Annotated in this window: 20 protein-coding genes; 11 read left to right on the top strand and 9 right to left on the bottom strand. The window is 72.3% G+C overall.

All coding sequences use genetic code 11. The features are described 5' to 3' along the window. The first annotated feature begins 107 nt into the window (after window positions 1-107). Complete coding sequence (locus M1O15_RS30235; protein WP_282577440.1) at window positions 108-1772, top strand: fumarate hydratase; 1665 nt, start codon at window positions 108-110, stop codon at window positions 1770-1772. 75 nt (window positions 1773-1847) lie between these two features. Here M1O15_RS30235 and M1O15_RS30230 read toward each other — a convergent pair whose 3' ends face one another. Further along, window positions 1848-3395, bottom strand: coding sequence for a ricin-type beta-trefoil lectin domain protein (locus M1O15_RS30230; protein WP_248637426.1), 1548 nt, complete (start codon window positions 3393-3395; stop codon window positions 1848-1850). A 210-nt stretch (window positions 3396-3605) separates the two neighbouring features. Between M1O15_RS30230 and M1O15_RS30225 the strand changes: the two genes are divergently transcribed. From M1O15_RS30225 to M1O15_RS30215, 3 genes are all read left to right on the top strand, one after another. Then, window positions 3606-5012, top strand: coding sequence for a class II fumarate hydratase (locus M1O15_RS30225; protein ID WP_248637425.1), 1407 nt, complete (start codon window positions 3606-3608; stop codon window positions 5010-5012). Between the two features lie 118 nt (window positions 5013-5130). Then, complete coding sequence (gene fomD / locus M1O15_RS30220) at window positions 5131-5895, top strand: cytidylyl-2-hydroxypropylphosphonate hydrolase (protein ID WP_248637424.1); 765 nt, start codon at window positions 5131-5133, stop codon at window positions 5893-5895. 256 nt (window positions 5896-6151) lie between these two features. Beyond that, the gene (locus tag M1O15_RS30215) at window positions 6152-8302 is read left to right on the top strand and encodes a SpoIIE family protein phosphatase (RefSeq protein WP_248637423.1); all 2151 of its coding nucleotides are present in this window, start codon (window positions 6152-6154) and stop codon (window positions 8300-8302) included. 100 nt (window positions 8303-8402) lie between these two features. Here M1O15_RS30215 and M1O15_RS30210 read toward each other — a convergent pair whose 3' ends face one another. Next, window positions 8403-10658, bottom strand: a complete 2256-nt coding sequence (locus M1O15_RS30210; protein ID WP_248637422.1) for a transglycosylase domain-containing protein — start codon at window positions 10656-10658, stop codon at window positions 8403-8405. A gap of 377 nt (window positions 10659-11035) precedes the next feature. On the opposite strand from M1O15_RS30210, the gene M1O15_RS30205 reads away from it, so the two are divergent. From M1O15_RS30205 to M1O15_RS31950, 4 genes are all read left to right on the top strand, one after another. After that, complete coding sequence (locus M1O15_RS30205) at window positions 11036-11992, top strand: SPFH domain-containing protein (protein ID WP_248637421.1); 957 nt, start codon at window positions 11036-11038, stop codon at window positions 11990-11992. Further along, complete coding sequence (locus tag M1O15_RS30200; protein ID WP_248637420.1) at window positions 11989-12216, top strand: type II toxin-antitoxin system antitoxin; 228 nt, start codon at window positions 11989-11991, stop codon at window positions 12214-12216. Before M1O15_RS30205 ends, M1O15_RS30200 begins: the two co-directional genes overlap by 4 nt. Before the next feature lie 92 nt (window positions 12217-12308). Then, window positions 12309-12854, top strand: a complete 546-nt coding sequence (locus tag M1O15_RS30195; protein WP_248637419.1) for a PadR family transcriptional regulator — start codon at window positions 12309-12311, stop codon at window positions 12852-12854. Continuing rightward, entirely contained in the window at window positions 12851-13345 is a 495-nt protein-coding gene (locus M1O15_RS31950) for a hypothetical protein (protein WP_372499622.1), read from the top strand. The genes M1O15_RS30195 and M1O15_RS31950 overlap by 4 nt, the downstream gene beginning before the upstream one ends. A 194-nt stretch (window positions 13346-13539) precedes the next feature. Here M1O15_RS31950 and M1O15_RS30185 read toward each other — a convergent pair whose 3' ends face one another. Next, the gene (locus M1O15_RS30185) at window positions 13540-14499 is read right to left on the bottom strand and encodes a hydrogen peroxide-inducible genes activator (RefSeq protein ID WP_248637418.1); all 960 of its coding nucleotides are present in this window, start codon (window positions 14497-14499) and stop codon (window positions 13540-13542) included. A 402-nt stretch (window positions 14500-14901) separates the two neighbouring features. Here M1O15_RS30185 and M1O15_RS30180 point away from each other — a divergent pair, with 402 nt between their 5' ends. Both M1O15_RS30180 and M1O15_RS30175 read left to right on the top strand, forming a co-directional pair. Next, complete coding sequence (locus tag M1O15_RS30180; RefSeq protein ID WP_248637417.1) at window positions 14902-15456, top strand: peroxiredoxin; 555 nt, start codon at window positions 14902-14904, stop codon at window positions 15454-15456. A 3-nt stretch (window positions 15457-15459) separates the two neighbouring features. Further along, complete coding sequence (locus tag M1O15_RS30175; protein WP_248637416.1) at window positions 15460-15993, top strand: alkyl hydroperoxide reductase; 534 nt, start codon at window positions 15460-15462, stop codon at window positions 15991-15993. Between the two features lie 108 nt (window positions 15994-16101). Here M1O15_RS30175 and M1O15_RS30170 read toward each other — a convergent pair whose 3' ends face one another. The 4 genes from M1O15_RS30170 to M1O15_RS30155 form a co-directional block, all read right to left on the bottom strand. Next, a complete protein-coding gene (locus M1O15_RS30170) occupies window positions 16102-17421 on the bottom strand; it encodes an AI-2E family transporter (RefSeq protein ID WP_248637415.1) in 1320 nt (439 codons plus the stop codon). A 130-nt stretch (window positions 17422-17551) separates the two neighbouring features. Continuing rightward, complete coding sequence (locus M1O15_RS30165) at window positions 17552-18298, bottom strand: aggregation-promoting factor C-terminal-like domain-containing protein (protein WP_248637414.1); 747 nt, start codon at window positions 18296-18298, stop codon at window positions 17552-17554. A gap of 443 nt (window positions 18299-18741) precedes the next feature. Next, the gene (phoH2, locus tag M1O15_RS30160; protein ID WP_248637413.1) at window positions 18742-20064 is read right to left on the bottom strand and encodes an RNA 5'-3' helicase PhoH2; all 1323 of its coding nucleotides are present in this window, start codon (window positions 20062-20064) and stop codon (window positions 18742-18744) included. A 458-nt stretch (window positions 20065-20522) separates the two neighbouring features. Next, window positions 20523-21284 (bottom strand): isoprenyl transferase, encoded by a 762-nt coding sequence (locus M1O15_RS30155; protein WP_248637412.1) that lies wholly within the window; start codon window positions 21282-21284, stop codon window positions 20523-20525. Between the two features lie 289 nt (window positions 21285-21573). Here M1O15_RS30155 and mgrA point away from each other — a divergent pair, with 289 nt between their 5' ends. After that, on the top strand, window positions 21574-22611 hold the full coding sequence (mgrA, locus tag M1O15_RS30150) for an L-glyceraldehyde 3-phosphate reductase (RefSeq protein WP_308282425.1): 1038 nt from the start codon (window positions 21574-21576) through the stop codon (window positions 22609-22611). Between the two features lie 236 nt (window positions 22612-22847). Here the strand turns inward: mgrA and M1O15_RS30145 are convergent, their stop codons facing one another. Both M1O15_RS30145 and M1O15_RS30140 read right to left on the bottom strand, forming a co-directional pair. Further along, window positions 22848-24413 (bottom strand): DUF2079 domain-containing protein, encoded by a 1566-nt coding sequence (locus tag M1O15_RS30145; RefSeq protein WP_248637411.1) that lies wholly within the window; start codon window positions 24411-24413, stop codon window positions 22848-22850. An 82-nt stretch (window positions 24414-24495) separates the two neighbouring features. Continuing rightward, window positions 24496-25048: prepilin peptidase (locus M1O15_RS30140; RefSeq protein ID WP_248637410.1), on the bottom strand; the 553-nt coding region annotated here is incomplete at its 5' end.

The following is a 25048-nucleotide window of genomic DNA, read 5'->3' as shown; positions in this document are numbered from 1 at the left end:
GCGCCGGTTCAGGTGAGGGTTGCCTCACCTGAAGGGGCCGGAAGGGGCGTCCTACGCTGGAGGGTGCTCCCGCCAACGGAGGCGGCGGGCTGTCTGCCGAGTGAGGAATGGCCGCGATGCCAGAGTTTGCGTACTCCGATCTGCTCCCGCTGGGAGAGGACACCACGCCCTACCGGCTGGTGACGTCCGAGGGTGTGTCCACCTTCGAGGCCGACGGCCGTACCTTCCTCACGGTGGAGCCGGAGGCGCTGCGCAGGCTCGCCGAGGAGGCGATCCACGACATCCAGCACTATCTGCGCCCGGCCCACCTGGCCCAGCTGCGCCGGATCATCGACGACCCGGAGGCCTCGGCCAACGACAAGTTCGTGGCGCTGGACCTGCTGAAGAACGCCAACATCGCGGCGGCCGGGGTGCTGCCGATGTGCCAGGACACCGGCACCGCGATCGTGATGGGCAAGCGCGGGCAGCACGTGCTCACCTCGGGCCGGGACGAGGAGGCGCTGTCGCGGGGCGTCTACGACGCGTACACCCGGCTGAACCTGCGCTACTCGCAGATGGCGCCGCTGACCATGTGGGACGAGAAGAACACCGGCTCCAACCTCCCGGCGCAGATCGAGCTGTACGCCACCGACGGCGGGGCGTACAAGTTCCTCTTCATGGCCAAGGGCGGCGGCAGCGCCAACAAGTCGTTCCTCTACCAGGAGACCAAGGCGGTCCTCAACGAGGCCTCCATGATGAGCTTCCTGGAGGAGAAGATCCGCTCGCTGGGGACCTCGGCCTGCCCGCCGTACCACCTGGCGATCGTGGTCGGCGGCACCTCCGCCGAGTACGCGCTGAAGACCGCCAAGTACGCCTCCGCGCACTACCTGGACGAGCTGCCCGCCGAGGGCTCGGAGCTCGGCCACGGCTTCCGGGACAAGGACCTGGAGCAGAAGGTCTTCGAGCTGACCCAGAGGATCGGCATCGGGGCGCAGTTCGGCGGCAAGTACTTCTGCCACGACGTACGGGTGGTCCGGCTGCCCCGGCACGGCGCCTCCTGCCCGGTCGCCATCGCCGTCTCCTGCTCGGCCGACCGCCAGGCCGTCGCCAAGATCACCGCCGAGGGCGTCTTCCTGGAGCAGCTGGAGACCGACCCTGCGCGCTTCCTCCCGGACACCACCGACGCCCAGCTGGACGAGGCCGGCGAGGTGGTGCGGATCGACCTCAACCAGCCGATGGACGCCATCCTCGCGGAGCTGGCGAAGTACCCGGTGAAGACCCGGCTGTCGCTGACCGGCCCGCTGGTGGTGGCCCGCGACATCGCGCACGCCAAGATCAAGGAGCGGCTGGACGCGGGCGAGGAGATGCCGCAGTACCTCAAGGACCACCCGGTCTACTACGCCGGTCCGGCCAAGACCCCCGAGGGGTACGCCTCCGGGTCCTTCGGGCCGACCACGGCCGGGCGGATGGACTCCTACGTGGAGCAGTTCCAGGCGGCCGGCGGGTCCAAGGTGATGCTGGCCAAGGGCAACCGCAGCAAGCAGGTGACCGACGCCTGCGGGACACACGGCGGCTTCTACCTGGGCTCGATCGGCGGCCCGGCGGCCCGGCTCGCCCAGGACTGCATCAAGAAGGTCGAGGTCGTCGAGTACGAGGAGCTCGGCATGGAGGCGGTCTGGAAGATCGAGGTCGAGGACTTCCCGGCGTTCATCGTGGTGGACGACAAGGGCAACGACTTCTTCCAGGACCCGGCGCCGCAGCCGACGTTCACCTCCATTCCGGTGCGCGGCTGACACGGTGGACTCACGGCCCCCGCCCGCGTGGTCCGGTACGCGGGCGGGGGCCGGGTCCGTCTTGAAACGAGTCGATCAGGCGAACCGCTGCCTGGCGGTGCCGTCGCAGGGCTGGAGGCGGAGGGGGTCCTTGGCGGCGGCCAGGGTCAGGCAGAGCCCGGTCGCGGCGGCCGGGCGCAGGGTGCCGGAGTCCCGTACGAACCGCTGGTTGGCCGCGCCGGAGCAGTTCCAGAGCACCAGCGCGGTGCCCGCGGTGTAGGTGCCTCCCGGCACGTCCAGGCAGCGGTCATGGGTGAGCTCGGTGTGCAGCGAACCGCGCCCGGTGTCGTACCACCACTGCTGGTTGCGGCCGCCGTGGCAGTCCCAGCCGCCGACCGCGGTGCCGTTGCGGCTGCGGGCGGCGGTGGCGTCCAGGCAGGTGCCGGCCGCCTCGCCGCGCAGCGGGCGGAAGGCGTCGTCCCAGGCGCCCGGGTACAGCACCGGGCTGCCGGTGGAGGCGGGGTCGGCGCAGCTCGCCTCGCGCACCCCGGCCGCGTCGAACTGGGTGAGGCAGGAGGCGAAGGCGGCGTGGCCGCCCGCGTTGGGGTGGAAGGACTGGCGGACCGAGTTCTCGTCCGGCAGGCCCGGCTTGGTGAGGTCGATGTAGAGGCCCCGGGCCCAGGCGCCGTCCATGCAGACCTCATGGCCGTGGAAGAGCCGGGAGTTGTCCAGGAAGTGGGCCCCGGTGTTGGCCGCCGCCTGGCGCATCCCGCGTTCGAAGGCGGGGACGGCGGTGTTGCGGCCCCAGACGGTGTCGGAGTCGTAGCCGAGACCGCCGCAGGCCAGCTTGCCGGGGAAGTTCGGGTTGTCGGGGAAGTCGGGGCCGATGGGGCTGGGGTAGCCCATCAGGACGAGCTTGTAGTCGCCGTCGGCGTACCCGGCGCCGCTCATCACGGTCCGCAGGTCGCGTACGGTCCGCTCGACCTTGGGGACCAGCGCGTCCACCCTGGCCTGCCAGCCGGGGGCGTACTTCGGCTCGCAGGGGCCCTGGAGGGTGAGGTAGCGGATGACGCAGTCGGTCATCACCGGGCCGAACTGGAGGTCGTCGTTGGCCCCGGCGACCAGCACGACCATCTTGATGCGGGTGTTGCGGGCCTTGATCGCCAGGTTGTCGCTCTGCACCAGCTCGTCGGCGTACTGCTTGCTGCCGCCGATCACGATGTTGGCCGAGCTCGCGCCGGAGCAGGAGACGTTGTAGGTGACGTCGGCGGGGATGCCGGTGCGGTGGATGGCGGCGTCGGGCGAGCGGTGGCACCAGTTGCCGGGCCGGTTGGTGGCCGGGTCGTAGGTGCCGACGCCCTCGCCGGAGATCTCGCTGTCGCCGAGCGAGATCAGCCCGGTCTTGCGGTCGGCCAAGGGGCGCTCGGCGGGTGAGCCGTAGAGGGCGGTGGCCTCGGCCGCCCGGACGGCCTCCAGCTCCGGGGGCAGCGGGGTGGACGCGGCGGTGGGGCGTCCCTGCGGGGCGGTGGCGGCGGGCGGTGCGGCGGTGGCGGTACCGGTGGCGGTGAGGGTGGAGCCGACGGCGGTCGCGAGCGCGGCGGTCGCCGTGAGCGTCCATCGGAGTCTGCGCCTGGTGCGCGTCATTGCGCCTCCTGGAAGTGGGGTTACCCACGGTTTTTACTGGCGGGTAAGCCCACTTGGGAACAGAGCGATCCAGACAACTGCTCACCGGGGAGGAGAGAGGCGGTGAGCGGCGGTGAGCGGTGGCACGGTGGGTACGCGGCCAACCGCCGCGAGACGGCCTGACATGGCTTGACATGGCAGGACACGGCAGGGCACTGAGGAGGAGCGAGGATGAGCGAGCAGTCGGCGGAGTTCCGTACGGAGCACGACTCCATGGGCGAGGTGCGGGTCCCCGCGCACGCCAGGTGGCGGGCGCAGACCCAGCGGGCGGTGGAGAACTTCCCGCTCTCCGGGCAGCGCCTGGAGCGCGCCCACATCGAGGCGCTGGCCCGGATCAAGGCCGCCGCCGCCAAGGTCAACGCCGACCTGGGGGTGCTGGACAAGGAGGTGGCCGAGGCCATCCAGGAGGCCGCCGCGGAGGTGGCCGAGGGGCGCTGGGACGAGCACTTCCCGGTGGACGTCTTCCAGACCGGCTCGGGCACCTCGTCCAACATGAACACCAACGAGGTGCTGGCCACCCTGGCCGGTGAGCGGCTGGGGCGCGGGCCGGACGCGGTCCATCCCAACGACCACGTCAACGCCTCGCAGTCGTCCAACGACGTGTTCCCGTCCTCCATCCACATCGCGGCCACCGCCGCGGTGACCAAGGACCTCGTCCCGGCGCTGGAGCACCTGGCGGCGAGCCTGGAGCGCAAGTCGGCCGAGTTCGCGGACGTGGTGAAGTCGGGCCGCACCCATCTGATGGACGCCACCCCGGTGACGCTGGGCCAGGAGTTCGGCGGCTACGCGGCGCAGGTGCGGTACGGGGTGGAGCGGCTGCGCGCCTCGCTGCCCCGGCTGGCGGAGCTGCCGCTCGGCGGTACGGCGGTGGGCACCGGCATCAACACCCCGCCCGGCTTCTCGGCGGCGGTCATCGCCGAGGTGGCCCGCACCACCGGGCTGCCGCTGACCGAGGCCCGCGACCACTTCGAGGCGCAGGGCGCGCGGGACGGGCTGGTGGAGGCCTCGGGCCAGTTGCGTACGATCGCGGTCTCGCTGACCAAGGTCTGCAACGACCTGCGCTGGATGTCCTCCGGGCCGCGCACCGGACTGGCCGAGATCCATCTGCCCGACCTCCAGCCCGGCTCCTCGATCATGCCGGGCAAGGTCAACCCGGTGATCCCGGAGGCGGTGCTGATGGTGTGCGCCCAGGTGGTGGGGAACGACGCCACGGTGGCGGCGGCCGGCGCGGCGGGCAACTTCGAGCTCAACGTGATGCTGCCGGTGATGGCGAAGAACCTGCTGGAGTCGGTCCGGCTGCTGGCCAACGCGGCGCGGCTGCTGGCCGACCGCACGGTGGACGGCATCACCGCGGACCGCGAGCGGGCCCGGGAGTACGCCGAGTCCTCGCCCTCCGTGGTCACCCCGCTCAACAAGTACCTCGGGTACGAGGAGGCCGCGAAGGTGGCCAAGAAGTCCCTTGCGGAACGCAAGACCATCCGTCAGGTGGTGCTGGAGGCGGGTTATGTGGAGCGCGGGGACCTCACCCTGGAGCAGCTGGACGAGGCGCTGGACGTGCTGCGGATGACGCACCCGTGACGGAGGGATGACCGCCGGAGTGCGGCGGGGGATCGCGGGCGGCGGGGTGGGGTGCGGGGGCCCGCCGGTCGTGATCCGTATCGCGGCGCGGCCGGGCTCCCGCGCCTAGGATCTGCTCATGACAGCCGAAGCCGAGACCACGACGGGGAGCGGTACCACGACGACGAGCGGTACCACGGGAACTGTTCCGACGAGGAGAGAGACGACGACCGGGCCGGGGGGCGGGCGGCACTGGGCGCCGGGGACGCAGGTGCTGTGGCGGTACCGGGACAACGCCGACGGCCATGTGCACATCTGCCGCCCGGTCACCGTCGTGCAGGACACCGAGGAGCTGCTGGCGGTCTGGATGGCCCCGGGCACCGAGTGCGTCAAGCCGGTGCTCGCCGACGGCCGCCCGGTGCACGAGGAGCCGCTGGCCACCCGCTACACCGCCGCGCGCACCACCGCCCGGGCCCGCTGGGCCGGGGCCGGCGTACTGAAGCTGGCCCGACCGGGCGAGCCGTGGTCGGTGTGGCTGTTCTGGGAGCAGGACTGGCTGTTCCGCAGCTGGTACGTCAACCTGGAGGAGCCGCGCACCCGGTGGTCGCGCGGGGTGGACTCCGAGGACCACTTCCTGGACATCTCGGTCTATCCGGACCGCAGCTGGCTCTGGCGCGACGAGGACGAGTTCGAGCAGGCGCAGCGCAGCGGGCTGATGGGCCCGGCACAGGCCCGGCAGGTGCGGGTGGCGGGCGCGGCGGCGCTGGAGACCGTACGGGCCTGGGGCTCGCCGTTCGCGGACGGCTGGGAGGACTGGCGGCCCGATCCGGCCTGGCCGGTGCCGCGGCTGCCCGCGGACTGGGATCATGCCCCGGATCACGCCCCGGCGCACACGGCGCCATGAGACCCTTGATGCGCCCCTGGGGTGCAAACGTAGGATCGCCTTCCGCGATGTTGTCGCGCAGTAACGACTGAGCAGAGTGCAGGAACTGACCGTAAGTCATTCAGAAGTCATTCAAGAGGGGGTGGATCGTGTCCCATCCGTGCCCGGAACCGTCCCCCTCTGTCGACGCCGCGTTCAGAGCGGGTATAGCGCCTGGTACAGCGCCTGACAGAGCGATCGCACCGCACTACCGGCCCGGACGGACGGAATCGCACGCGTGACGGAGCAGCCCACTTCCCATGAAGGCCGCCAGCCCCGTGCTGCCGGGCCGCAGGAACGCACCCGGCCGCGGCCGCAGACACCGCCCCGGGCCGTCGGAGTGCCCGCACAGCCCTCGGTCGCGTCGGCCGCCGGTGAGGCGATAGCCGAGCCGGCCGCCGGGGAGGGCGCCGGCACCCCCGCGGTGGCCCGGGCCGCCGCCGCGAGCCTGCCGCGGCCGGATGCCGGGACGGGTTCCGGGGCGGGGGCCGGCCCGGTGGGTCGTGGTCAGCGGGGTGGGAGCGGTGCGGCGGCGGGGGCGGCCGCGGGCGGTGTGCCCGCGGATGGTGGTGGCGGTGGTGTGTCGGTGGCCGGTGGTGGTACGCCGGGTGGTGCGCGTGCGGTGGGTGGTGGCGGTATGCCGGACGGTGGGGCGGATGGCGGGGAAGGCCTGCTGGATCCGGCGGGCGCGGCGCGGCGGGAGGCCGACCGGCTGCGGTTCGTCGGTGCCGCGACCCGGCGGATCGCCCGGGGCATCGACCTGGACGAGATCGTGCTCGGGCTGTGCCGGGCCACCGTGCCGACCTTCTCCGACGCGATCCTGGTCTATCTGCGCGACCCGCTGCCGGTCGGCGACGACCGGCCGGTGGACCCGTTCGTGCTGCGGCTGCGGCGCACGGACCGGCTGCGTTTAACCGAAGACGGCGGGGAGTTGTCGCTGACCGCGGCCGACCCCGATGACGAGCTGGACCTCGGCCCGGCGTCCGAGCTGTGCGAGGTGCGCACCGGCGGGGCGCTGGCCGAGGTGTTGCGCGGGGTGCGGCCGGTGTTCGGCGACTCCGCCGCCGCCCGTGCCGCCTTCCCGGAGCTGCTGGGCGACAACCGGTGCGTGCCGACCGGTCACCGGGCCATCCTCGCGCCGCTGCGGGGGCGGCGCCGGGTGATCGGCGCGGCCGTCTTCCTGCGCCGCCCGGACCGCTCGCCGTTCGAGCCGGGCGACCTGCTGGTGGCCGCGCAGCTCGCCACGCACACCGCGCTGGGCATCGACAAGGCGGTGCTGTACGGCCGGGAGGCGTACATCGCGGACGAGCTCCAGCGCACCATGCTGCCGGAGAACCTGCCGCAGCCGACGGGTGTGCGGCTGGCCTCGCGCTATCTGCCGGCGGCGGAGACCGCGCGGGTGGGCGGCGACTGGTACGACGCGATCCCGCTGCCGGGCAGCCGGGTGGCGCTGGTCGTCGGCGATGTGATGGGCCACTCGATGACCTCGGCGGCCATCATGGGCCAGCTGCGCACCACCGCGCAGACCCTGGCCGGGCTGGACCTGCCGCCGCAGGAGGTGCTGCACCACCTGGACGAGCAGGCGCAGCGGCTCGGCGAGAACCGGATGGCGACGTGTCTGTACGCGGTGTACGACCCGGTCGCGCACCGGATCACCATCGCCAACGCGGGCCATCCGCCGCCGGTGCTGCTCCACTTGGGCGGCCGGGCCGAGGTGCTGCGGGTGCCGCCGGGGGCGCCGATCGGTGTGGGCGGGGTGGACTTCGAGGCGGTGGAGCTGGACGCGCCGGCCGGGGCGACCCTGCTGCTGTACACCGACGGGCTGGTGGAGTCCCGGATGCGGGACGTGTGGGCGGGGATCGAGCAGCTGCGGGAGCGGCTGGCGGCCACCGCCCAGCTGACCGGGCCGGACCACTCGCCGCCGCTGGAGGCGCTCTGCGACGACGTGCTGGACATGCTCGGGCCGGGCGACCGGGACGATGACATCGCGCTGCTGGCGGCCCGGTTCGACGGGATCGCGCCGAGTGACGTGGCGTACTGGTTCCTGGAACCGGAGGACGCGGCTCCGGGCCGCGCCCGTCGGCTGGCCCGCCGGGCGCTGGCCCGTTGGGACCTGGAGGAGCTGTCCGACCAGGTGGAGCTGCTGGTCAGCGAGGTGGTCACCAACGCGGTGCGGTACGCGGAACGGCCGGTGACGCTGCGGCTGCTGCGGACGGATGTGCTGCGGTGCGAGGTCGGCGACGACTCGCCGCAGTTGCCCAGGCAGCGGCGGGCGCGGGACACCGACGAGGGTGGGCGCGGGCTGTTCCTGGTGAACCGGTTGGCGCGGAGGTGGGGAGCGACGCGGCTGTCCACCGGGAAGGTGGTGTGGTTCGAGCTCTCCACCTAGGACGGGCTCGCGCCGCCGGTGACCGGGCCTCTGGCCGGTGGGCGGCTGACCCGGCGCGGTGGCTGATGGGCCCCGTGGGTCACGGGGCCCATCGGGTGGTTCAGGGCTCGACCGGGTCCAGGGTGATGTCGCCGTCGCCCGGGTCGCCGATGGTGCCTTCGACGGTGCCGCCGGGGTCGCCCGGGTCGCCGGTGCCGTCGTCGGTGGGCTCGTCGCTCGGGGTGGTGGAGGGCGAGGGGTCGTCGCTGGGGGTGTCCGAGGGGGACGGGTCGTCACTCGGGGTGTCCGAGGGCGAGGGGTCGTCGCTCGGGGTGTCGGAGGGGGACGGGTCGTCGCTCGGAGTGTCCGAGGGGGACGGGTCGTCGCTGGGGGTGTCGGTGGGGGTGGGCGGGCCGGGGTCGACGGTGTCGGCGACGTCCAGGTCGAAGCGGGCGTCGGAGCCGCCGCCGAGGGCGCCGAGGGTGTAGTCGGCCCAGATACGGGCGGGGAAGCCGCCGCCGTTGGCGCGGCCCGACTGGGCGGTGCCGGTGAGCGAGACCTGCCCGGTGCCGTCCGGCTTCTCGCCGAAGAGGGCGACCACGGTGGTCAGCTCGGGGGTGTAGCCGGCGAACCAGGCCGACTTGTTGTTCTCGGAGGTGCCGGTCTTTCCGGCCGCGTCGTAGGCCGGGGTGTTCGCCTCGAAGCCAGAGCCGTTGTCCACCACGCCGGTCAGGCCCTCGGTGACGGTGTCGGCGGTCTGGCGGCTGACCGCCTGGTCGCCGACGGGGTCGGTCTTCCGGTCGAAGGTGCGGTCCTTGTGCTCGGCGGACCGCACGATGGACGGGGTGACCTTCTTGCCGTGGTTGTTCAGGGTGGCGTAGACCCCGGCCATGTCCCAGGTGGAGGCGCCCATGGTGCCCAGGGACATGGCGGGCGTCTTCACGAAGCCCTCGCCGTCGGGCACGCCGAGGCCGAGCGCGGTCTTCTTCACCAGCCCCGGGCCGACGTCCACGATCATCTGGGCGAACACCGAGTTGATGGAGCGGGCCAGGCCGGTGCGGACCGTGGGGTTGTCGTAGCTGACGCCCAGGTCGTTCTGCGGGTTGAAGGGGATGTCGCTGCCGACCACGGGGCGGCGGCTGGTGCCGTCGTAGACGGTCTCCAGGCCGATGGTGCGGCCGTCCTGGGTCTCCGAGCCGTTCTCCAGGGCGGAGGCGAAGACCAGGGGCTTGAAGGTGGAGGCGGGCTGGTAGTCGCGGCGGGTGGCGTTGGACGTCCAGTGCTCGGTGGCGCCGACACCGCCGTAGAGGGCGACCACGCCGCCGGTCTTCGGGTCCACGGAGGTGGCGCCGGCCTGGACGGTGGCGTCGACCTTGCTGCCCTTGCGGTCGAGGTTGTCCTCCAGCTTCCGCTTGACCGCCTTCTCCAGCTGCTTCTGGCGCTTCTCGTCGATGTTGAGGGTGATGGTCCAGCCGCCGGCCTTGAGCTCGGCCTCGGTGATGCCGCCCTGCTCGACCAGCTCCTTGTTGGCGGCCTCCACGATGTAGCCGCGCTGGCCCTCCATGCCGAGGGGGGCCTTGGGCTGCTTCGGCACCGGGAAGGTCATCCCGGCGCGCTCGGCGGAGGTGAGCCAGTTCTCCTCGACCATGTTGTTCAGTACGTAGTTCCAGCGCTGCTTGACCTGGGTGCGGCCGTTCTCGCCGGCCACCGCCCAGTCGTACTGGCTGGGGGCCTGGAGCAGCGAGGCGAGGTAGGCGCCCTGCTCCACGGTCAGCTCGTCGGCGTCGACCCGGTAGTAGGCCTGGGCGGCAGCCTGGATGCCGTAGGCGTTGCGGCCGTAGTAGCTGGTGTTCAGATAGCCGGCGAGGATCTCCTCCTTGGCCATCCGCTGGTCGACCTTGAGGGAGATCACCAGTTCCTTGAGCTTGCGGGTCGCCGTCTGGTCCTGGTTCAGGTAGTAGTTCTTGACGTACTGCTGGGTGATGGTCGAGCCGCCCTGCTTGCCCTGGCCGGTCACGGTGTTCAGCAGACCGCGGGCGGTGCCCTTGATGTCGACGCCGGAGTCCTCGTAGAAGGACTTGTTCTCCGCGGCGACGAACGCCTTCTCGACATTGTCGGGGATCTTGGTGAGGTCGACTATCTCGCGGTTGACCTTGCCGGTGCGGGCGAAGACCTTGCCGTTGCTGTACTTGTAGACGTTGGACTGGCGTATCGCGTCGGCGTTGGCGCTGGGCACCGGGACGAGCAGGTAGACCACGTAGAAGGCCGCCATCGCCAGCAGGCAGAGCCCGAGGAAGGTGCCCAGCAGCCGCCGCCAGGTGAAGAAGCGGCGCTTGCGTATGGCCGCGCCCCCGGTCTCCGCACTCGCTGCACCCATCGCTCCGTCGCTCCGCTCTGCTCGGTTCCTGCTCAGCGCTCGGCGGCGCCTGGTCCTGTGTGCCGGTGTACCGGCCGTCGTGGGCCGGTGGATGTCCGGTGGTGCCCCCCGCACCCGGTGCCGCCTCGCCGGCCGCCGCGCCCCCGCGCCGCGGATCCGCAGCGGATCAGCTCAGCAAACTAACACCAGGGATGACGTCAAAGGTCGACGCATCCGGTCTTTTCCGGACGTGAGAATCAGCACCGCTTCCAGTGGAACCGACTCCTCAGGGGGCTCCGGGGTTGCGTTCCGAGGCGAGTCGACTGTTAAAGTGCTATCAGATTGATAAGTCAGCGCTAGCTGATCGGGCGAGTGGGAAGCGGGGGACGGTTGTGACCATGGACGACAAGAACAAGGCGCCGGGCAGGGCGGACGCGCTGGTGGGGGATGTCCCGGAGATGCCGGAGCCGGGGGTGCGGGAGTTCGCGGCGCGGTCGATCGGGGGCGGGCTCGCCCTGCTGCTCGGGCTGGCCGGGCTCGCCGGCGGGGTGCTGATGGTGATCGCCGGCGCCTCGCCGGACCTCGGCAACGGCGCCAGGGCCGGGCTGATCACCGGCGGCATCCTGGTCGCCCTGGCGGCCTTCCTCGCCATGTGCGGGCTGAACATGGTCGCCCCCGGCGAGGCCCGGGTGGTCCAGCTCTTCGGCCGCTACCGGGGCACCATCCGCACCGACGGGCTGCGCTGGGTGAACCCGTTCACCTCGCGGGCGAAGATCTCCACCCGGGTGCGCAACCACGAGACGGCGGTGCTGAAGGTCAACGACGCCTACGGCAACCCGATCGAGCTGGCCGCGGTGGTGGTCTGGAAGGTGGAGGACACCGCGCAGGCCCTGTTCGAGGTGGACGACTTCCTGGAGTTCGTCTCCACCCAGACCGAGGCCGCGGTGCGGCACATCGCCATCGAGTACCCGTACGACGCGCATGACGAGGCGGGGCTCTCGCTGCGCGGCAACGCGGAGGAGATCACCGAGAAGCTCGCGGTGGAGCTGCACGCCCGGGTCGAGGCGGCCGGCGTCCACATCATCGAGTCCCGCTTCACCCACCTCGCGTACGCCCCGGAGATCGCCTCCGCGATGCTCCAGCGCCAACAGGCGGGCGCGGTGGTCGCGGCCCGCCGGCAGATCGTGGACGGCGCGGTCGGCATGGTCGAGGCGGCGCTGGACCGGCTCACCGAGCGGGACATCGTGGAGCTGGACTCCGAGCGCAAGGCCGCCATGGTGTCCAACCTGATGGTGGTGCTCTGCGGTGACCGCGCCGCCCAGCCGGTGCTGAACACGGGCTCGCTGTACCAGTGACCCCGGACCGGCAGCAGCGCAAGCAGGTACTCCTCCGCCTCGACCCGAAGGTGTACGACGCGCTGGCCCGGTGGGCGGCGGACGATCTCCGCAGCGCCAACGCGCAGATCGAGTTCCTGCTGCGCCGGGCGCTCGCGGAGGCCGGCAGACTGCCGGACTCGCCCGCCCCGATCGCCCGGCGCGGGCGCCCGCCGAAGCGGCCGGAGCCGCCGGCCGGCGAGTGACCTCTCGCATGGGCAGGGCGGAGGCGCCCCAGGGGAACGGGCGCCTCCGCCCCGTATGCAATGGGTGTATACGCAGGTCGTAGAGTGACCGCATGTCCATCGGCCACGCCCTGCTCGGCCTGCTCGAATCCGGACCCCGGCACGGGTACGACCTCAAGCGCGCCTTCGACTCCGCCTTCGGTCAGGGCCGCTCCCTGCACTACGGGCAGGTCTACGCGACCATGTCCCGGCTGCTGAGGAACGGCCTGGTGGAGGTGGAGGGCATCGAGCCCGGCGAGGGGCCCGAGCGCAAGCGGTACGCGATCACCGACGCCGGGACCACCGATGTGGCCCGCTGGCTTGAGCAGCCGGAGAAGCCGGAGCCGTACCTCCAGTCCACCCTGTACACCAAGGTCGTCCTCGCCCTGCTGACCGGGCGCCCGGCGGCCGGGCTGCTGGACACCCAGCGGGCCGAGCATCTGCGGCTGACCCGGGAGCTGACCCGCCGCAAGCAGGACGGCGACCTGGCCGACCAGCTGATCTGCGATCACGCCCTGTTCCATCTGGAGGCCGATCTGCGCTGGCTGGAGCTGACCGCGGCCCGGCTGGACGAGCTGGCGGACGTGGTCGGCGGGCAGGGGAAGGGCCAGCGGGGATGAGTGCTCCTCCGCTGCTCAGGGGGCGGGGACTGGCCGCTCGCGGTGCTGGTGGCGCCCTGCTGACACCGGCCGGGGTGGCGGCGCTGCTGCCCTGGCTGATCGAGGCGGTGGCCCGGCGGCTGGGCGGTGGCCCGGTCTCCTGGCAGCTGGCGGTGCGCCGGCTGCGGCGGGACGGCGGCCGGGCGGCCCGGGCGGTGAGCGGGGTCGTGGTGGCGGCGGCCGGGGCGATCGCGCTGCTGATGCTGTTCGGCGCGGTGCGGAGCGACTTCATGTGCCCCACCCGGCCACACACCGCCCGGGCCCAGCTCGGGCTGTTCTCGCTGGGGACGAACGACCCCGACGAGCCCCGGCGGCTGCTGGAGGAGCGCGCCGATCTGCCGGTGGCCTGGCCGGTGGCCGCGGTGGGCGCCGCCCTGGTCGCCGCGGTGACCCTGCTGAGCCTGCCCGCCCTCTGGCGCCAGACCCGGCCGGACGGTCTGCGGACGGAGTGAGGCAGGGCGCCGGTCGGCCGCGCCTGCGGCGGTACGGGCGCCCTGTGCGGGCTGCTCCCGGCCGTACGAGCCGCGGCGGTACGGGGCCGGGTGCCGGTGCCTGCGGCGGTACGGGCGTCCCGTGCGGGCTCGCTCCCGGCGGTACGGGCCCGCGGCGGTACGGGGGCGGGCGGGGGCTCCGGTTTGTACGGGGCTCAGCCCTCGGGGCCCAGCATCCGTACCGGCAGCGTGGACATCGCCTCCCGCAGGGCGGCGGCCAGCTCCTCGAACTCGCCCTGCCGGGCGGCGCCCGACCGCATGGCGAGGGCGATCCGGCGGGTCGGGGCGGGTGCGGCGAAGGAGCCGGTGCGCAGCCGCTCGTTGCGGCCGGCCTCGACGGCGACCGCGGTGCGCGGCAGCAGGGTCACCCCGAGGCCGCCGGCCACCAGCTGGACCAGGGTGGCCAGCCCGGCCGCGGTGGTGGTGACCGGGGCGTCGGTGCGGCCCGCCTCCCGGCAGACGTCCAGCGCCTGGTCGCGTAGGCAGTGCCCCTCGTCCAGCAGCAGCAGCCGCAGCTCGGCCAGCGCCTCGCGCGGGATGCCGGACCGCCCGCCCAGCTCGTGCCCCTCGGGAGTGACCAGCACGAAGTCCTCGTCGAAGAGGGGGAGTTCGGTGATGCCGGGTACGCCGAGCGGTACGGCGAGCAGCAGCAGGTCGAGCCGCCCGGCGGCCAGCCCGTCCAGCAGCGAGGAGGTCTGCTCCTCGTGGACCTGGAGGTCGAGGCGCGGGTACCGCTGGTGCACCAGATGGAGCACGGTGGGCAGCAGATAGGGGGCGACGGTCGGGATCACCCCGAGCCGCAGCATCCCGGTGAACGGCGCCTGCGCGGCCTCGGCCTCCTCCATCAGCTCGGCCACCGCGTCCAGCACCGCCTTGGCCCGGCTGGCGAGCCGTTCGCCGGCGGGTGACAACAGCACCTTGCGGGTGGTTCGCTCCAGCAACTGCACCCCGAGGGCGTCCTCCAGGGCGGAGACGGCGCCGGAGAGCGCGGGCTGGCTCATCCCGATGGCCGCGGCGGCGTCCCGGAAGTGGAGGTGCTCGGCGACCGCGGCGAACGCCCGCAACTGGGCCAGGCTGGGCTGCTTGCTCTTCTGCACGTACTTCCGCTGCCTCACTGCGGACGCCGTCCGGGCGCCTCACTGATAACCGCCGTCGATCAACCCGAACGAGTTTACCCATAAGGCCGATCATTCGCGGGCGCAAGGTGAGGCAGTCGGGCACCGGGTGCCCTTTCGAGTGGCGCACGGCTGTCCGGCCCGCCCGACCGGTGGGAGTGCGCCATTCGCGGCCGGCGGGCCCGTCGCCCGCCCCCTCGCCTCGCACGGCGGCCGACCCGGCCTCCGACCAGCCGCGCAATCCACCCCCCGTATCCGTGCATCCACAGCGAACTCATAAGGAGGTCCGATCAACACAAGCCAGTCCGGCTATTTCACTGATCAATGCACCGCGTGCCATGCTGGGGCTCCGTCCAACCCCGGAAGCCCTGCCCAGGGGCTTCCCAGCTGCAAGGAGAGCGTGTGCTCACTGTCGGTGACCAGTTCCCCACGTACGACCTGACCGCCTGCGTGTCGCTGGAGAGCGGCAAGGAGTTCGAGCAGATCAACCACAAGTCCTACGAGGGCAAGTGGCGCGTGGTGTTCTTCTGGCCGAAGGACTTCACCTTCGTCTGCCCCACCGAGATCGCCGCGTTCGGCAAGCTGAACGAGGAGTTCGCCGACCGCGACGCGCAGATCCTCGGTGCCTCGGGTGACTCGGAGTTCGTCCACCACGCCTGGCGCAAGGACCACGCCGACCTGCGTGACCTGCCTTTCCCGATGCTCGCCGACTCCAAGCACGAGCTGATGCGCGAGTGCGGCGTCGAGGGCGAGGACGGCTTCGCGCAGCGTGCCGTGTTCATCGTCGACCCGAACAACGAGATCCAGTTCACCATGGTGACCGCCGGTTCCGTGGGCCGTAACCCCAAGGAGGTCCTGCGGGTCCTCGACGCCCTGCAGACCGACGAGCTGTGCCCGTGCAACTGGAAGTCGGGCGAGGAGACCCTCGACCCGGTCAAGCTGCTGGCCGGTGAGTGACCCATGGCCCTCGACGAGCTGAAGTCCGCCGTACCGGACTACGCCAAGGACCTGAAGCTGAACCTCGGCTCGGTCATCGGCAACAGCGACCTCCCGCAGCAGCAGCTGTGGGGCACCGTGCTGGCCTGCGCGATCGCCTCGCGCTCGCCGCGGGTGCTGCGTGAGCTGGAGCCGGAGGCCAAGGCCAACCTGTCGCCCGAGGCGTACACGGCCGCCAAGTCGGCCGCGGCGATCATGGGGATGAACAACGTCTTCTACCGGACGCGCCATCTGCTCTCCGACCCGGAGTACGGCAACCTGCGCGCCGGTCTGCGGATGAACGTCATCGGCAACCCGGGCGTGGAGAAGGTCGACTTCGAGCTGTGGTCGCTCGCCGTCTCCGCGATCAACGGCTGCGGCATGTGCCTGGACTCGCACGAGCAGGTGCTGCGCAAGGCCGGTGTGGAGCGGGAGACCGTCCAGGAGGCCGTGAAGATCGCCTCCGTGCTCCAGGCGGTCGGCGCCGTGCTGGACGCCGAGGCCGTCCTGGCCGAGTAGTACCCCGGTCCCGGCCCGGACCGTGAGGACCGGGGCACAGGGGAGATGTACGAGAGGGCCCGCCGGCTGCTGCCGGCGGGCCCTCTCGTCGTACCCTCTCTTTCCCGTTCAGATCCCGGGGGGCGGGGCCTCGGGTGCCACCGGGGGGCCCGCCGCCACGTCCGGCGGCACCCGGCGCATGGCCTGCTCGTTGCTCCACTTGCGCAGATAGCCGACGACCGTGTTGGTGACCGCCACCAGCGGCACCGCCACCACCGCGCCGCCGATCCCGGCGACCAGTCCGCCGGCCGCGACCGCCAGCACCACGCCCAGCGGGTGCACCCGCACCGCCCGGCCCAGGATGAAGGGCTGGAGCACATGGCCCTCGATCTGCTGCACCGCCAGCACCACCAGCAGCGCCATCAGCGCGGTGAACACTCCCTGGGTGACCAGGGCGACGACCACCGCCAGCGCGCCCGAGACGACCGCGCCGACCAGCGGGATGAAGGCGCCCAGGAAGACGATCACACCGAGCGGGACGGCCAGCGGCACATCGAGGAAGTAGACGCCCAGGCCGATGAAGATGGCGTCGATCATGGCGACGATCACCGTGCCGCGGACATAGGCGGTGAGCGTGGTCCAGGCGCGCGGTCCGGCGCCGGCCACCCCGGTGCGGGCCCGGGCCGGGACCAGCCGCAGCACCCACTGCCACACCTTCCTGCCGTCGTAGAGCAGGAAGAGGGTGGAGAAGAAGGCCAGCAGCATGCCGGTGAGGAACTCCACCAGGACCGTCACACCCTGGAGGCCGGCCGAGGTGATCTCCTCGGTGTTGGTGCCGATGGTGTCCTGGAGGTTGGCGGCGATGTCGTTGATCTGCGCCTCGGTGACATGGAACGGGCTGTCCAGCAGCCATGCCTTGAGCTCGTCGATGCCGTCGGTCACCCGGGCGGACAGGTCGCCGATGTTGTCCAGCACCTGCCAGACGACGAACCAGCCGATCAGCCCGATGAAGACGAAGCCGAGGATGGCGGTGACCGCGGTGGCCACCCCGCGCGGCAGCCCGCGCCGGACCAGCCGGGCGACGGTCGGCTGGAGCAGCGCGGTGAACAGCAGCGCGGCCACGAAGGCCAGCACCACCAGCTGGATCGCGCTGATCACCCGCATCAGCACCCAGAGGGTGCCGGCCAGGACGAGCAGCCGCCAGCCGGCCTCGGCGGCGACCCGCATCCCCCAGGGGATGGCGTCCACCGGCTCGGGCGGGGCGGCCACCGCGGGGGCGTAGGAGGGCGGGGCGGGGATGCTGCCCGGCGCGGCGGAGGGATCGTCGGCGTGCGGATCGTCGCCGTGCGGATCCTCGCCGTGCGCGGCGGCTCTGCGCTCTTCCAGCCGCTTCCCCATCCGGGTCAACCCGGCGCCCGTCCGGCCGAGCCACCCTGGCACTTTCGACATGACCTACTCTCTTCCCCCCGCGCGTCCCCCGAAAAGTACGGACCGACCGTACACGCACGGAGCCCCCCGCCGCCGGACGCATACCGGGTGGCGAGGGGCTTCGGGGGAAAGCCGGGAGGCCTGGTGAGGCCTAGTACCAGTGGTTGGCCTGCCAGAACGACCAGGCGCCGCAGGGGCTGCCGTAGCGCTCGTTCATGTAGCCCAGGCCCCACTTGATCTGGGTGGCCGGGTTGGTCTGCCAGTCGGCGCCGGCCGAGGCCATCTTGGAACCGGGCAGCGCCTGGACCAGGCCGTAGGCGCCCGAGGACGGGTTGGACGCCTTGTAGTTCCAGGTGGACTCGTGGTTCACGATGTTGCTGAAGCACTGGAACTGGTCGCCCGGGACCATCTGCCGCGCCATGGCCTGGACTTCGGAGACCGAGTAGGAGGACTGCGGGGCGAAGGCGGACGCGGAGCGGATCTCGCTCCGGCTGGAGCGCTCCTTCGCGTCCTCGCGCTCGGCCTTCTCCTTGGCTTCCTTCTCCGCCTCGGCCTTGGCCTTCGCCTTGGCTTCGGCCTCCTCCTTGTCGGCGGCGGCCTTCTTGGCGTGCGCGTCCTTGGCGGCCTGTACGCGGGCGGCCTCTTCGGCGGACTTCTGCGCGGTGGAGTCGGCCACCGCGGCCTGCGCCTCCGCCTGCTGCGTCAGGGACGCCACCTGGACCTGGGCCTGCCGGCCGGCGGGGATCTCCGCCAGAAGCGTCGTGTCCGCGGCGGCGGCCTCAAGGTTGTCGCTCGCGGGCTGGGCGGTGCCGCCCGAGGCCACACCGACGACGGCGCCCACAGTGGTGACCGCGGTGGCCGACGCCACTGCGAATCCCCGGACCGAGATCCGGCTCACACGGTTTCCTTCCAGCGTCGCCCGCTGCGGTGACCTCGCGGGCGCGATCGTGCCCCTGGCGCTGGTCCCCGAACTGCTGTGTCACGGGGGACGCGGACCCGATGGGCGACTCCCGTGGCGGGAGCGCCGCGTGGTGCTGCGGGCGGCATACGGCGAGCGGCTGTTGAGTTGTCACGAGGTGCCGTATGCGGGGCCTGACGGAAGCAAGACTTTGCCCGACCATGACACCGCAAGGCAATTATCCGTTGCGTGGGAAAGCTCACACCCCGTGCGTCACAGGAGTTTTGGGCGTTCGGCCGCACATGGCGGTGCCGCCCGGCTAAGCTCGTCTGCTTTGCCGGGCGGCACCCCTCGCACTTCCCCTCACTTCCCTCCTCGATGGCCAGTTTCCGCCATATCAGGCGGAAATGACATCGAATCGGTCCGGAAGGGGGTGGACTCGGTCAGATCTGTCCGTCCTCCAGCATCTCGGTCACCAGGGCGGCGATCTGCGACCGCTCGGAGCGGGTGAGGGTGACATGCGCGAAGAGCGGATGCCCCTTCAGTTTCTCGACCACGGCGACGACTCCGTCGTACCGGCCGACCCGCAGGTTGTCCCGCTGCGCCACGTCATGGGTGAGCACCACCCGCGACCCGGCGCCGATCCGGGACAGCACCGTCAGCAGGACGTTGCGCTCCAGCGACTGGGCCTCGTCCACGATGACGAACGCGTCGTGCAGCGAGCGGCCCCGGATGTGGGTGAGCGGCAGCACCTCCAGCATGCCGCGGCCGAGCACCTCCTCGATGACCTCCCGGCCCGCCACCGCGGACAGGGTGTCGAACACCGCCTGCGCCCAGGGGCTCATCTTCTCGGCCTCGGTGCCCGGCAGATAGCCGAGCTCCTGGCCGCCGACGGCGTACAGCGGACGGAAGACCATCACCTTCTGGTGCTGTCTTCTCTCCAGTACGGCCTCCAGGCCCGCGCAGAGCGCCAGCGCCGACTTGCCGGTGCCGGCCCGGCCGCCCAGCGAGACGATCCCCACCTCCGGGTCGAGCAGCAGGTCCAGGGCGACCCGCTGCTCGGCGCTGCGGCCGCGGATGCCGAACGCCTCGCGGTCCCCGCGCACCAGCCGTACCGAGCCGTCCGTGCCGACCCGGCCCAGCGCCTTGCCGCGCTCCGACTGGAGCACCAGCCCGGTGTGCACCGGCATGGCGGCCGCCTCCGGGACGTGGAGGGTCTCCTCCGCGTACAGCAGGTCCACCTGTTCGGCCGTCAGGGGCAGCTCGGCCATCCCGGTCCAGCCGGAGTCGGTGATGGCCAGCTCCGCCCGGTACTCCTCGGCGAGCAGCCCGACCGAGGACGCCTTGATCCGCAGCGGCAGGTCCTTGGAGACGACCGTGACGTCGTACCCCTCGGCCTGCAGGTTGCGGGCGACGGCCAGGATGCGGGAGTCGTTGTCGCCGAGGCGGTAGCCGGCCGGCAGGACGCCGGGGTCGGAGTGGTTCAGCTCCACCCGCAGGGTGCCGCCGAGCTCCCCGATGGGCAGCGGGGCGTCGAGCCGTCCGTGCCGGACCCTCAGGTCGTCCAGCAGGCGCAGCGCCTGCCGGGCGAAGTAGCCCAGTTCCGGGTGGTGCCTCTTGGCCTCCAGCTCCGTGACCACCACGACGGGCAGCACGACCTCGTGCTCCTCGAAGCGGGTCACCGCGTTGGGGTCGGCCAGCAGGACGCTGGTGTCGAGTACGTAGGTGCGCCGGTCGTCGAAGCGGCGCTTGGTGCTTTTCACCACGGTGAGGACAGACCCCCTCTTATAGAGGCTCTTGTAGACCGGTGAGGTCGCGGTGGGACCGCGACGGCCTCGGGAAAGGCCCCTGCCGGCCCCGGGACGCGCGTTTCCGGCCGTCCGCGGGGTGCGGGCGGTACGGAGGGCGCGGACCGGGTACGGGGTGTGGACCGGCTGCCGGTGCCGCCGCCGGGCCGCCGTGCCGCCGCCGGCGGGGCGACCGGTACCGGGAGGGCGCGGGACGCGCTCCCTCCGGCTCGGCCGTCCGGGTGCGGCGGACGCGACGGGCGCGGCGGATGCGGTGCGTGCAACCGGTGCAAAGGGCCTCCTGGGTGAGCGGTCTTGAGTCCCGCTCACACTGGAGGGGATATTCCCTCCTCGGCGCTGCGCCATGCCATGGCATATGACGACGCGTCGGTGAACGGAGGGTGACCGGAGCCGGGGGGTGTTGCCGGGGGGTGGGCTCAGGTGCCGTAACGGCGGTGGCGGGCCGCGTAGTCGCGCAGCGCGCGCAGGAAGTCGACCTTGCGGAAGGCCGGCCAGTGCACCTCGCAGAAGTAGTACTCCGAGTGGGCGCTCTGCCAGAGCATGAAGCCGGACAGCCGCTGCTCGCCGCTGGTGCGGATGACCAGGTCCGGGTCGGGCTGGCCGCGGGTGTAGAGGTGCTCGGAGATGAGGTCGATGTCGACGACCTCGGCCAGCTCCTCGAAGGAGGTGCCGCGGTCGGCGTGGTCCAGCAGCAGCGAGCGGACCGCGTCGGCGATCTCCTGGCGGCCGCCGTAGCCCACGGCGACGTTGACGAGTATCCCGGTGTGCCCGCGGGTGGCCTCCTCGGCCTCCTTGAGCACCTTCTGGGTACGGGCGGGCAGCAGGTCCATGGTGCCCACGTGGTGCACCCGCCAGCGGCCGTCGGCGGCGAGCGCCCGTACCGCCCCCTCGATGATGCCGAGCAGCGGGACCAGCTGCTTCTCGGGGCGGTTCAGGTTGTCGGTGGAGAGCATCCAGAGGGTGACGACCTCGACGTCGGTCTCGTCGCACCAGCCGAGCAGTTCCTGGATCTTGCTGGCCCCGGCCTGGTGCCCCTGCTCGGGCGTGCCGCCGGAGGCCTTGGCCCAGCGTCGGTTGCCGTCCAGGATGACGCCGATGTGCTTGGGCACCTGGGCATGATCGAGGCGGCCCTCCACCCGGCGTGCGTAGAGCCTGTACACCAGGTCGCGAAAGTTCACCCGATCTCACCTTCCGGTTGCCTACGGGTCCGCCATGGCGTCGACCCGGGGAGAACAGGGGAAACGGCCCGAGGCGCAAGGCCCGCGCGATCCGGCGGCGCCGCGGCCGTCCCCGAAGCCGCCACATTACTGCGCGGGGTGGGCGGCGGCCCAACCCGGCCGGTCACAATCCTGCGATAAGGGGTTGGTCGGAGGAAATGAGCAGTTCGGGGGAGGCGAGCCCATGGGCCCGGCCGGGCGGGATCGGCCGGCGTGATCGTCCGGGGAGGGTCGTGATAGGCAGAAAGACGTGACAGACACCCCCGTACACCTGCCCTCCGCCGACCGCTACGAGACGATGGAGTACCGCCGCACCGGCCGCAGCGGGCTGAAGCTGCCCGCCATCTCCCTCGGCCTGTGGCACAACTTCGGCGACGACCGCACCCTCTCCTCCCAGCGCGCCATCCTGCGCCGCGCGTTCGACCTCGGGGTGACCCACTTCGACCTGGCCAACAACTACGGGCCGCCGCCCGGGTCCGCGGAGCTGAACTTCGGCAAGCTCTTCGCCCAGGACTTCCGCCCGTACCGGGATGAACTGGTCCTCTCGACCAAGGCGGGGTACCTGATGCACCCCGGGCCGTACGGCGAGTGGGGCTCCCGCAAGTACCTGCTCTCCTCGCTGGACGCATCCCTGAAGCGGATGGGCGTCGACTACGTCGACATCTTCTACTCGCACCGCTTCGACAAGGAGACCCCGCTGGAGGAGACCATGGGCGCGCTGGCGTCCGCGGTCCGGCAGGGCAAGGCGCTGTACGTGGGCGTCTCCTCGTACAGCAGCGAGCAGACCGCCGAGGCGGCCCGGCTGCTGCGCGAGATGGGCGTCCCGGCGCTGATCCACCAGCCGTCCTACTCGATGATCAACCGGTGGACCGAGGAGGACCGGCTGCTGGACACCCTGGAGGCGGCCGGGATGGGCTGCATCTCCTTCGCCCCGCTCGCCCAGGGCCTGCTGACGAACAAGTACCTCACCGGCATCCCGGAGGGCTCCCGCGCCACCCAGGGCAAGTCCCTGGACCCGGACCTGCTCTCGGAGGAGGTCGTCCGGCGGCTGCGCGGTCTGGCCGCCATCGCCGAGCGGCGGGGCCAGTCGCTCAACCAGCTGGCGCTGAACTGGGTGCTGCGCGACGAGCGGATGACCTCCGCGCTGATCGGCGCGTCCAGCGTGCGGCAGCTGGAGGAGAACCTCGGCGCGCTGTCGGCCGCCCCGCTGACGGCGGAGGAGCTGGCGGAGATCGACTCCTACGCGGTGGACACCGAGGGGACGAACATCTGGGCGGCCCGGAGCTGAGCCCTTGGGGAGCAGAAGTCGGGAGACAGAAAACGGGCCGGTCCGTGGGGGGGATACGGACCGGCCCGAGGGGGGGTTTCCACCATAACCCTTCGTAAGTGATGCTGCGTGCCACGACCCGCCGCGACTACGCTCCGAAATCGGAGGACAGCGGCCCGGCGCCGGGTCCGGGTGCGGTGTGAGGGCGGTTTCGTGGCCGGTGACGGGGGTGGCCGTCCGCCGCAGGGGTGACCCGGTCAACGCGGCGCCCTGTTGACGGCCCCGCTGGGGCGGGGGGCGGCCCGCAGCAGGGTGATGCCGTCCCGGGTGGCGACCTCGCGGTAGCCGTACCGCTTCCTGGCGGCGGCCAGCTCGGCCTCCTGCCGCTCGATCGGATAGGGCCAGTGGCCCGTCCGGTACGGCCAGGCCTCGGGGGCGCGGCGGTCGAAGGCGATCCACTCGGCGCTCGGCCGCGGCAGCCGCCCGGGCCGGTACTCGTACAGCCGCCCCTCCACCGGGAAGGCGGGGAAGACCACCACCGTGCAGCGGGAGGTGAGCTGCGGCACCAGCCGGTTGGAGGCGGCGACCGACGCCCCGTCCGGAATGCGGGCGAGCAGCTCGCGGGCGGCCTCGATGTGCGGGGTGGTGCGCCAGGTGGCCCGCTGGGCGAGCTGGGCCAGCGGGAAGGGCGGCAGCAGGACGGCGGTGACGGCGAGCACCGTGGCGAGCGGGGCCCGGAGGTTGCGGGTGGCCGCGGAGTGCTTGTCCCGTCGCATCGTGGTCAGGGCGTCGATCAGCCCGGCGAAGACCACCGGCATCAGTACGGCGCTGTAGTGGAAGGCCGTGCCCCAGTGGAAGCCGTTGTCCGACAGCAGCCGCCAGGCCAGGGTGGGCACCGCGATCAGGGCCAGCGGGGAGCGGAGCGCCAGCAGCGCGGACGGCGCGAACACCATGACCAGGGTGGTGGCCTTGGTGTCGGGGCGGAGCAGGTCGAGCGGGGCGTGGGCGAGGGCGGAGAGCAGCGAGCCGTACGCGCCCTCGTCGAGGTTGCCCCCGTGCGCGTAGCCGCCGGCCGGGTGGAACGCCGGGAGGAGTACGGCGATCTCCACGGCCGAGCCGAGCACCCCGGCGGCCGCGGTGAGCAGCCCCAGCCGGCGCGGCCCCTTCCAGGCGATGTACCCGCCGACCGCGGCGAGGGTGAGCCCGAGGTCCTCCTTGACCAGGAGCAGCGGCGCCGCCCAGGCCGCGGCCGCCCGCCAGCGCCGCCGCCCCAGGGCCTCCAGGGCGAAGGCGAGCAGCGGTACGGCGAGGGCCACCTCGTGGAAGTCGAACGCGGCCGCCGAGGAGATGCCCCAGCTCAGCCCGTACCCGGCGGCGACGGTGTGCGCGGCGCCGGGGCCGAGCGCACGGCCGGCCCAGCGGGCGAGCGGGACGACGGCGAGGGCGAGCAGCGCGGACTGGGCGACCAGCAGGCAGAGCGGGGAGGGCCAGAGCCGGTAGAGCGGGGCGAGGGCGGCGACCAGCGGGTGGAAGTGGTCGCCGAGCAGGTTGAAGCCCTCGCCGCGCAGGGGGACCACGGGTGCGCGCAGCTCCGCGTAGGCCCGGACGGCCTGTTCGAAGATGCCCAGGTCGTAGCCGGTGGTGCGGAGGAGGAGGTGCCGGCGGACGGCGACGGTGGCGTAGAGCGCCCCGAGGGCGGCGGCCCAGGCCCAGGGCACCCAGGGGGCGGTGGCGGTGCGGTGGGGGGTGATCACCTCCGTGGGGGCGGCGGGTGCGGTGACGGCCGTCGGGGTGGGCTTCTCGACCGGGGTGACTTCGTCCATGGATGTCCGCATACGCCCGCATGCTAGGTGCGGGCTCCCCGCCGTTTCGGGAGCCGAGCCGGGCCGATCCGGGGCCGTGTTGTCAGGGGTGGGCGGCGAGCGCTCCGAGGAGCACGCCCAGCAGGGCGCCGCCCAGCATGAAGGGGCCGAACGGGATGGCGCTCTTCCGGTCCGCCCGGCGCAGGGCGATGAGCGTGAGGCCGTAGACCGCGCCGAGCAGGAAGCCCGCGAAGGTGCCGGCGAACAGCACCGGCCAGCCGTACCAGCCGAGCGCGGTGCCGAGGGCGAGCGCCAGCTTGACGTCACCGAAGCCGAGACCGGCCGGGTTGAGGAGGAAGAGCACGGCGTACCCGGTGCCGAGCACCAGTCCGCCGAGCAGCGCCCCGGACCAGGAGCCGGCGTGCCCGGGGAGCAGGGCCGCGCCGCCGAGCAGGGCGGCGAGCCCGGCCGCCAGGGGGAGGGTGAGGCGGTCCGGCAACCGGTGCACGGCCAGGTCGACCGAGGCCAGCAGCACCGCGACCGGGACCGCCGCCAGCCAGGCCACCAGCTCGGGCCGTGGGCCGGTGGCGGCGGCGAGCAGTCCGGAGAGGAGGGAGGAGGTGAGGACGGGGAGGGGGGTGGGGATGGGGGGCGGG

Source organism: Streptomyces lichenis (assembly GCF_023218175.1).
In the GTDB taxonomy this organism is placed as follows: Bacteria; Actinomycetota; Actinomycetes; order Streptomycetales; family Streptomycetaceae; genus Streptomyces; species Streptomyces lichenis.
This window is presented reverse-complemented; position numbering and strand designations above follow the sequence as displayed.